Consider the following 8,432-nt stretch of genomic DNA (forward strand, 5'->3'; position numbering starts at 1 on the left):
CCTCGATGTATTTCTCCGATTCAGGCTTTTTAAGTGCATAGTCCAAATCAATAAATCGCTGCAAATATTTTTTACCATCAAAATCATTGCCATAAATCGCTCGGATACTGTGTGCAAGTTGCATCGTATCGGTGGACAACACAAACACTAGCCGTTCGATACTGAATAAATGCTTGATGCGTTCTAACAGTTCTATTGCATAAGTCGGACGACAACGGTCTAATTCATCAATGAAAATAATTAGATTTTTTTGATCGTTCGGCAAAGCACTTATCGCTTCTGTAATTAAAGCCTTAAATTGCTGGATTGACTTTGCTTGTTTGTTGAAGTTTTCTAATAAATCACTGGCGATATTTCCCGTGAATTCAGCAGCAGTACGTTCCAAATCTGCACTAATGTCTAAAGCACCAAATGTGGATGCTTTTACAGCTGCAACCACAGTGCGTTTAGCCACTCCCGGCAAAGCTGTTGCGATTCCTTTTCTCCATTTCGTGATTATTGGATCATTTTTGCTGGCTTTTACCCATTTATCTAATTCCGATACCAGAACAATTAAGGGATCGTCTGAAAAATCAGTTTCCCAGGCATTAAAACAAATCGACTGTTTGCCTTCTTTTTTTAAATAAGCTTGCCAAAACTTTACAAACGTCGTTTTGCCCGCACCCCAAGGCGCATCTAAAGCCAATACCAATGGATCGTTATAATTTAGGACAATCGGCGTTAAGTTTAATATTTCATCTTTACGATTTAATAAGTCTACGCCTTCCTTGAAAGGATCGTTTTCATCGATTTCTATTTCACGAGGCTTTTGCATTAAATTTCGACTTTTTAATTCAATCAGTGGATTAATCGAAATTATATGGCTGTCTTAGTCGGATGCACGGTCAAACTCCCCCGTTCGTCCTCGGTAATCTCATCGTCGCTGATTTTAAAGTTGCCCAGTTTCATGGTGAGGTAGCGGTCGAAATAGTCTTTTAGGTCTTTTTCCACCGATGCATCGTAATTCGGTTTTGCGATGTGGGTCGTACCCCATTTGGTCTTTACCACCTTGCCGTCCACCACGACCAGTTCGCCGTCTTTGAACACATAATCCGGCTTGCTGAACATGGCTTCGCGGTTGACGTTATCGGTGTAGATAGTTATATCCGCCCAATAGCCGGGAGCCAAGCCGCCGCGTTCTTTCAATCCAATAAGTTTAGCGGCACCGGCGCGCGTCATGATGGCGATTTCATCCAGGGTATATTCGCGGTTGATAGACGCCAAAGTGGTCATCTTTTGGGCTTCAGGATGGATAGTTGCCAACACTTCGTTGCGGAACGTCCTGTCCATCAGCAAGCGAATCAAATGGGGATAGCTGGTAAACGGCGCACCGTTGGGGTGGTCGGTGGTCAGGAATATCCGCCACGGGTCGTCGACCAGCAGGAAGGTTTCCAGGCCGATCGCCCATTGCAAGGCGTTGACGAAATTCTGGTCTTGATATTTGAACGGCACCACGCCGCATCCTGCATCGCACTCGATGTCCATGACCACCCATTTGTTCGGGTTGGCGAACTTATGGTTAGCGTGTTGGCGCATGTTGTCGCCGGAAGCCGTCACTGTCTGGCCGAACAGGATTTGGCCGACATCGATGGTAATGTTTTTGTTCTTGTTGACCGCTTCGGCAATTTGCGCCGCGCCGGAAGAAAACTTGAAATCGCCTTCCGTGCCGTAGCTGTGGAATTGGATATGGGTCAAATGCAAAGGCAAGCCACCGATACCCTGGATGGTGTCCAGGGTAGTTTGCATATTGCCGGGTACGCCCAAATTACAACCGTGGACATGCAAAGGATGGCTGATGCCGAGTTCCTTAACCGCCGTCGCCAACACTTGCAGGATTTGACGGGGCGTTACGCCGTAATGGACGTTTTGCTCATCCAGGTCGAGCTTGCGCTGGTTGAATTTGAAGGCGTTGATGCCGCCGGGATTGACGACTTTAACACCGATAGCCTTGGCGGCGTTTATCGTGAAAGCGACATAATCGTTGATCGCTTTCTGGTCTTTTTTCGCCGTGAGCATACGCAAGAAATAATCGTCGCTGCCGAGCATGACGTACCCACCCTTGTCCAGGATGGGGATGTCCGCCATTTCCATGTGCGCCTGACGGGCATTGATCGGCAACACGGCAGGTTCAAATCCGGCGGTATAGCCCATTTCGGCATAGCGATAGCCCGTCACGTAGGTGCTGGGCATGGCGTGACCGTTGCCGGAGCGGGTAATGTTTGTGCGCGGCACGGGATCTTGGCGATGGTCTTCCGGCAACATCGTCCGGGCGATATTGCCCTTGCCGCCGCCGATATGCGTGTGCATGTCGATTGCGCCGGACATGACGACCTTGCCATGACAATCGTATTCTTTGTCCACAGGCTGATCGCCCGGTTTATCAATGATACGTCCATCTTTGAAATAAACGTTCTGGATAAGACCCGCTACACCGCTGGCGGGATCGTAAACTTTACCGCCGGTTAATTTAATTAGCATGTTGAACTCCCTGTACTTCAGCTTCGATGGCGGACAAAACCTCCCCCGTACTGGGTAAACCCGATTCGCGCAACTTAAGCAATCGGATTGCCACCACATTATCGGTTCGGTAAGCGTGTCCCGCATGGTCGATGCCGGGCGTGCCGACTGGGATAAAGACATCGGGCTCTTTAGCAAAAGTCATGCCGGAGCGACCAATGACAATCGTTGGCAGTTCGCTTTCGGGCGGGACGGCTTTGACATTGAAGGCATTCACCCAAACCAAGGCATCTGCCTCACCGTTTGCCAACATTCGATGGGTGTCGTAGAGATAAGGGTCATATTCGGGATAACCTTTGGAAAACCGGACCCGCGCCGGATAACCCGTGGTCCAGCCGCAAACTTGGTTGGCGGTCAGGTCACCTTCCTTCCCTGCCAACGGTAAGCCGGAGCAACGTGTGCCTTTGTTGATGTCCTTAATCATTTCCGAAACCGTCTGCACGATAAGCTCGGCATGACTATTGATGCCTAATGCACCAGCGCCCCAAGTAACAACACCGTATTTTGCGGCTTTCAGCTTATCGGCAATGCTTTGTAAATCGGCAACCGCAATACCGCCCGCCTTATCTGCCCTAATCGGTTGCCCTTTGACCAACGCCCGCAGCACGCCAACAACTTCGGGAAGTGCGCTGTCGTCGCAAGCCAGTACCTGCGCTTTCTGTCCATTTGGCGAAGTTGACGCGTTACCCGAAGGAGGTTTGCCCAAATAAATGACTTGCCGCTGCCTGCTGTCATCCAGGAACATCGCTTCATTCCAGAGATAACGCTCAAAAAAGCGAGGGACAATGGCTTCAAGATCAGTGCCGACAACCAGCAACAAATCGCAACGGTTTTTGACTTCTGCCAAGGTCGTATTCATCCAGCCGGAATCTTGCAATGCCAAAAAGTTGTTCCTTGCTGCATTGAAACCCATGTTATCTATGACGGCGCCGCAACGGTCGGCCAACGACAGCAACGCCCGCATACCATGCACATCCGTTGCACAACCGCCAATGACAGGCTGTTTGGTTTGTGCCAATAAAGTTGCCGCTTGGGTTACGGCTACTTCCAGGCTTACCGACTTTCCGGCTAGCCTTGGATTACTATCACCGATTGCTTGTTCAAAAGCAGGCGTATTCACGGCACAACCGTAAGCCACCACTTTAAGGGCAATACCATCAACCTGAATCGACAGGTCATCCGTGCCAACCCCGCAAAACGGACTGGGTACTTCAGTAATTACTGCCACACAAACTCTCCCACTTAGTACACATAAATATCTTCGACATAATAGTCGAAAAACCAATGATTTTTAGGGCAACTTTTGGCGAAATAGGCTATCGCTGCAAAGATTAATGTTATAAGCCGTAAGAATTTCTTGCCTTGCCAGGACTCACCACGCCTTGATTAAAGGATATTTCAAGGGAATAAAAAGAGCCTCCGAACAATTTGCCCCTTAAACTTTCGGCATTGCCCTGAGTTTCTCCACCACCTTATCGCCAAATTGTTGCGTGCTGATCATTACCACCCCGCTGCCTGATTTTGACAGGTCTGCGGTAGAATAGCCGTCAGCAAACACCCCTTGCATCGCTGCCCAGACATTTTTGGCCTCCCCGTCCATGCCGAAACTGCTCTCCAGCATCATGGCAACTGAGCCGATCATGGAATACGGGTTGGCAATACCCTTTCCGGCAATATCCGGTGCGGAACCGTGCGACGGCTCGTAATAGGCCTTATCGTCACCCAAACAAGCCGACGGCATCAACCCTAAGGATCCTAAAATCCCGCCGCCTTGGTCGCTGAGAATGTCGCCGAACATGTTTTCCATCACCATCACATCAAACTGCGTGGGCTTAAGGCATAGCGCGGTTGCCGCCGCATCGACCAAATAATTGACGACTTCGACTTCAGGATATTCCTTGGCAACTTCTTCCATCACCTCGTTCCACAACACGCTCGACATCAGCACATTGCTTTTATGAATGTTATGCAGCAACTTACGGCGTTTCATCGCCAACTTGAACGCTTGGTGCATAATGCGGCGGATTTGCAGTTCGTCATATTCCAGCGTTTCCTTGACATAACGCAAGCCCTGATCGTTGATACCACGCTCTTTGCTGCCAAAATACAGGCCACCCACCAATTCACGCACCATGATAAGGTCGATACCTTCGCCGATAATCTCCGGCTTTAGCGGCGAAAAATGCGCCAAGGCTTTGGGCAAAGATACTGGGCGAAAATTGGCGTACGTGTTATAGCGCCGACGCATAGGCAATAATGCGCCCCGCTCCGGCTGCTTATCAACAGGAATTTTTTTGGATTCCTCATGGCTCAGCCCAATCGGCCCTTTCAGGATGGCATCTGCCTTATCGCAAATGTCGATGGTGCCCTGCGGGAATGCATCACCAAACTCAAAATAAGCGCACGCGCCAAACGCCGCCGGCATTAATTCAAATGTGACCGCATTACGCTCTTCAATGAGCTCAAGGACTTTAAGTGCTTCATGGGTTATTTCCGGCCCGATACCGTCACCCGCCAACACGGCTATTTTATAATGCTTCATTAGTTACCTGTCGCCTTTCTATAAGATTTTTTAGATGTCGATTTTCAAAAGCGTTCATTTTACTTCATTTTTACAACCTTATCGGTCAAATGATGATCTGAGTAAGATCCTGGATTAGCAGAAAAGTATAGCCTTCCCTGTGTGCTTAGCTAACTTGTTAGCCATACAAGATGCTTTAGAGATTGCTTCCTTTAATCAAGCAACCTTGCCTGCAAGAACAGCCAAGGAACTCCGTTTAGGTCTTGTCTGTTACCGTGATAATATTACCTCTTTCGTACGCACTTAACGAATTGATTGGGTTATTCAAGGCCATCCTCAAAGTGGCACCTCAAAAAAATGAAATACAACAATGACAACACCAATAGATAAAAGCACAAACACCGTTTGGCATCACGCAACGGTCACCAGAAAGCGACGGGAAGAGAAAAACCGGCACAAATCGGTAGTACTTTGGTTCACAGGCTTGTCCGGGGCGGGCAAATCAACGCTTGCACACGCAGTCGAGGAGCGCTTATTTCAGCACGGTTTTAATACGTTCGTGTTAGATGGCGATAATGTACGCCATGGCTTATGCGGCGATTTGGGATTTAGCAACGAAGACCGCAGGGAAAATATCCGCCGCATCAGCGAAACCGCAAAGCTGATGCTGGAAGCAGGGACAATCACGCTTACCGCGTTTATCTCGCCTTTTCGTGCGGAACGGGCAATGGCGAGAAGCCTGATGCCGCATGGCGATTTTATTGAAATCCATTGCTATTGCCCTTTGGACATTTGCGAGCAGCGCGATGTCAAAGGCTTGTATAAGAAAGCCAGGAAGGGCGAAATAAAGGATTTTACCGGTATTTCCTCCCCTTACGAAGAACCAGAAAACCCTGAATTGAGGATTGATACCAGCGCCCATCATTTAGAGGATTGCGTGGAGATGGTCATTTCACTGTTACGTTCTCGCTATATTCTTCCGCCGACAGCAACCCAAAATGCACTTTGATGTATTCAACGGCGATGCCGATGGCATTTGCGCCCTGATCCAGTTGCGCTTGGCCCAACCGCTGGCCGCAACGCTGGTAACAGGCATCAAACGAGACAATCAGCTATTGGATAAGGTCGCCGTCAATCCGGGCGACAGCTTGACGGTATTGGATATTTCCTTTGAAAAAAACAGCCGTCGTGTTGCCGAACTCTTAAGCACTGGGGCTTCCATTTTTTATGTTGACCATCACCGAGCTGGCGATATTCCGAGCCACCCCAACCTAAAAGTATTAATTGATACGGATAATGCAATCTGTACCAGCTTGCTTGTTAATCGGCACCTGAATGGACAATTTCCATTATGGGCGGTAACGGCGGCGTTTGGCGACAATCTTGAAACCAGCGCGGAAAATCTCGCTTCTTCTTTGTCTTTAGACGGCCCCAAGCTGGAAGTTTTGAGAAACCTGGGCATTTATATCAATTACAACAGCTATGGGAGCAGCGTCGAAGACCTATATTTCGCGCCAGCGGCGTTGTACCAGGAAATGATACCTTACCTATCGCCTTTCGATTTTATCTCAGATAATCGCGCCGTTTTTGAAAAGCTGGAGAATGGTTATCGGCAAGATATGGCCAATGCCAGGAGCATCAACCCCGAATACCAAAGCAATGCGGTTGCCGTGTTTATACTGCCCGATGCCATTTGGGCGCAGCGGGTGAGCGGCGTTTACGGCAACTATTTGGCTAACCTCAACCCTACCTTGGCCCATGCCGTAGTTTCATATAACAAAAACGGCGGCTATTTGATCAGCTTACGCGCGCCTTTGTCTAACAAAGTGGGCGCCGATGAGTTTTGTTCAGGATTTGCGACGGGCGGCGGACGGAAGTCGGCGGCGGGAATTAACCATTTGCCATTAGATCAACTGGGGACGTTTATTGATAAGTTTAACGCTTTTTATTCCTCTAAAGCGACTCAATAACTTCGTTGCACAGAAAAACTCGCCAAAGCCAGCAAGGCTTGTTTGTATTCGCTTTCCGACAGGACTTCTAACGAAGCCATTGCTTTTTGAGCCTCTTCATTAGCGCGTTGCTCGGTGTATTCAATCGCTCTGCTACTTTTTACGATGGCGTAAACTTCATTAAATGCTTCGCGGTTGCCGTTTTTTATGGCATCAATAATCACATTGGCTTCGTCGGGATTACTGTTCCTGATGGCATAAATCAAGGGCAAGGTAGGCTTGCCTTCGGCGAGGTCGTCACCTAGGTTTTTGCCCAGTTCTTCTTTGGTTGCCTTGTAATCCAGGGCATCGTCGATTAGTTGGAAAGCGACGCCCAGGTGTTGCCCGTATTGGGACAGTTTTTCTTCAACCTCCTTGCTGGTATTGGACACCACTGCCGCCAGGCGTGTAGCGGCGCTAAACAATATGGCCGTTTTCCTGGAGATCACTTCCAAGTATTTTTCTTCCGTTGTCTCGGGATTATTGCAGTTCAGTAGCTGTAACACTTCCCCTTCGGCAATGGCCGTTGTCGTCTTGGAAAGGATTTCCATGACGCGCATGATATTGGTGCGCACCATCATCTCAAACGCGCTGGAATACAGGTAATCGCCCACCAGGACACTGGCGGCATTGCCCCAAACCGCATTGGCGGATTGCTTACCCCGCCGCAAGTCCGATTCATCCACCACGTCATCGTGCAGCAATGTTGCCGTATGGATAAACTCAATGACAGCGGCGAGCATCAAATGGTTTTGGTCAACCTCGCCCAACGCCTTGGCGGCGAGCAGCAGCAACATGGGGCGCAACCGTTTACCTCCATTGCTGACGATATAATGCCCCATCTGGTTGATGAGCACCACGTCAGAACTTAATTCCTTGATAATCAGCACATCAACGGCCTTGGCTTCTTCAGCGGTCAATTGCTTGATAGACTCAAAATCGATCGGGCCCGAAGTGCTGTTAAGTAAAATGGATGACATTGTTCAGTACTGACATAAGCTGGCTTGAGTGCAATAAACACCGTAAAAGAATAATTGTCATATTATAACTGAATACAAACTGAATAACCCAAGCTAAATGGACAGCGAAAGGAAAAGCCTAGCCACCAAAATCACTAAAGCGATCGAATATTGATTTGACGTAGGGCAATTTTAAAAATATAATTACAGGTTAATTTTAGTTAGTCAATGCTTTAATGGAGTTGTGTCCGATGTATGCGGTAATTCAAACAGGTGGTAAACAGTACCGCGTTGAGGAAGGTACGTACTTAAAGGTAGAAAAGCTTGAACTGGGCACTGGCGACAGTATCGAGTTCGACAAAGTGCTGATGTTTCAGTCAGATGATGCTGTAAAAATCGGAGTCCCCT

8 protein-coding genes are annotated in these 8,432 nt (G+C 48.5%); 3 read left to right on the forward strand and 5 right to left on the reverse strand.

Annotated features, from left to right (window positions below):
• The 4 genes from MGMO_RS05215 to leuB all read right to left on the reverse strand — a co-directional run.
• Window positions 1-814 (reverse strand): KAP family P-loop NTPase fold protein (locus MGMO_RS05215; RefSeq protein WP_036306996.1); only part of this gene is annotated, 814 nt, incomplete at its 3' end.
• Between the two features lie 41 nt (window positions 815-855).
• Window positions 856-2,517 (reverse strand): formylmethanofuran dehydrogenase subunit A, encoded by a 1,662-nt coding sequence (locus MGMO_RS05220; protein ID WP_023493999.1) that lies wholly within the window; start codon window positions 2,515-2,517, stop codon window positions 856-858.
• Entirely contained in the window at window positions 2,507-3,784 is a 1,278-nt protein-coding gene (locus MGMO_RS05225; RefSeq protein WP_023494000.1) for a formylmethanofuran dehydrogenase subunit B, read from the reverse strand. Before MGMO_RS05225 ends, MGMO_RS05220 begins: the two co-directional genes overlap by 11 nt.
• A gap of 207 nt (window positions 3,785-3,991) precedes the next feature.
• Window positions 3,992-5,098 (reverse strand): 3-isopropylmalate dehydrogenase, encoded by a 1,107-nt coding sequence (gene leuB / locus MGMO_RS05230; protein WP_023494001.1) that lies wholly within the window; start codon window positions 5,096-5,098, stop codon window positions 3,992-3,994.
• Window positions 5,099-5,447: 349 nt separating this feature from the next.
• Here leuB and cysC point away from each other — a divergent pair, with 349 nt between their 5' ends.
• Both cysC and MGMO_RS05240 read left to right on the forward strand, forming a co-directional pair.
• Window positions 5,448-6,086 carry an adenylyl-sulfate kinase gene (gene cysC, locus MGMO_RS05235; protein ID WP_023494002.1) on the forward strand — a complete coding sequence of 213 codons (639 nt, stop codon included), beginning with the start codon at window positions 5,448-5,450 and terminating at the stop codon, window positions 6,084-6,086.
• Window positions 6,076-7,047 carry a hypothetical protein gene (locus MGMO_RS05240; protein WP_023494003.1) on the forward strand — a complete coding sequence of 324 codons (972 nt, stop codon included), beginning with the start codon at window positions 6,076-6,078 and terminating at the stop codon, window positions 7,045-7,047. Before cysC ends, MGMO_RS05240 begins: the two co-directional genes overlap by 11 nt.
• Here MGMO_RS05240 and ispB read toward each other — a convergent pair.
• Window positions 7,041-8,045 carry an octaprenyl diphosphate synthase gene (ispB, locus tag MGMO_RS05245; RefSeq protein WP_023494004.1) on the reverse strand — a complete coding sequence of 335 codons (1,005 nt, stop codon included), beginning with the start codon at window positions 8,043-8,045 and terminating at the stop codon, window positions 7,041-7,043. The two genes, MGMO_RS05240 and ispB, sit on opposite strands and share 7 nt — an antisense overlap.
• A 230-nt stretch (window positions 8,046-8,275) precedes the next feature.
• On the opposite strand from ispB, the gene rplU reads away from it, so the two are divergent.
• On the forward strand, window positions 8,276-8,432 hold a 157-nt coding region (gene rplU, locus MGMO_RS05250), incomplete at its 3' end, for a 50S ribosomal protein L21 (protein WP_036306999.1).

Origin of the sequence: Methyloglobulus morosus KoM1 (assembly GCF_000496735.2) — a bacterium.
GTDB lineage: Bacteria > Pseudomonadota > Gammaproteobacteria > Methylococcales > Methylomonadaceae > Methyloglobulus > Methyloglobulus morosus.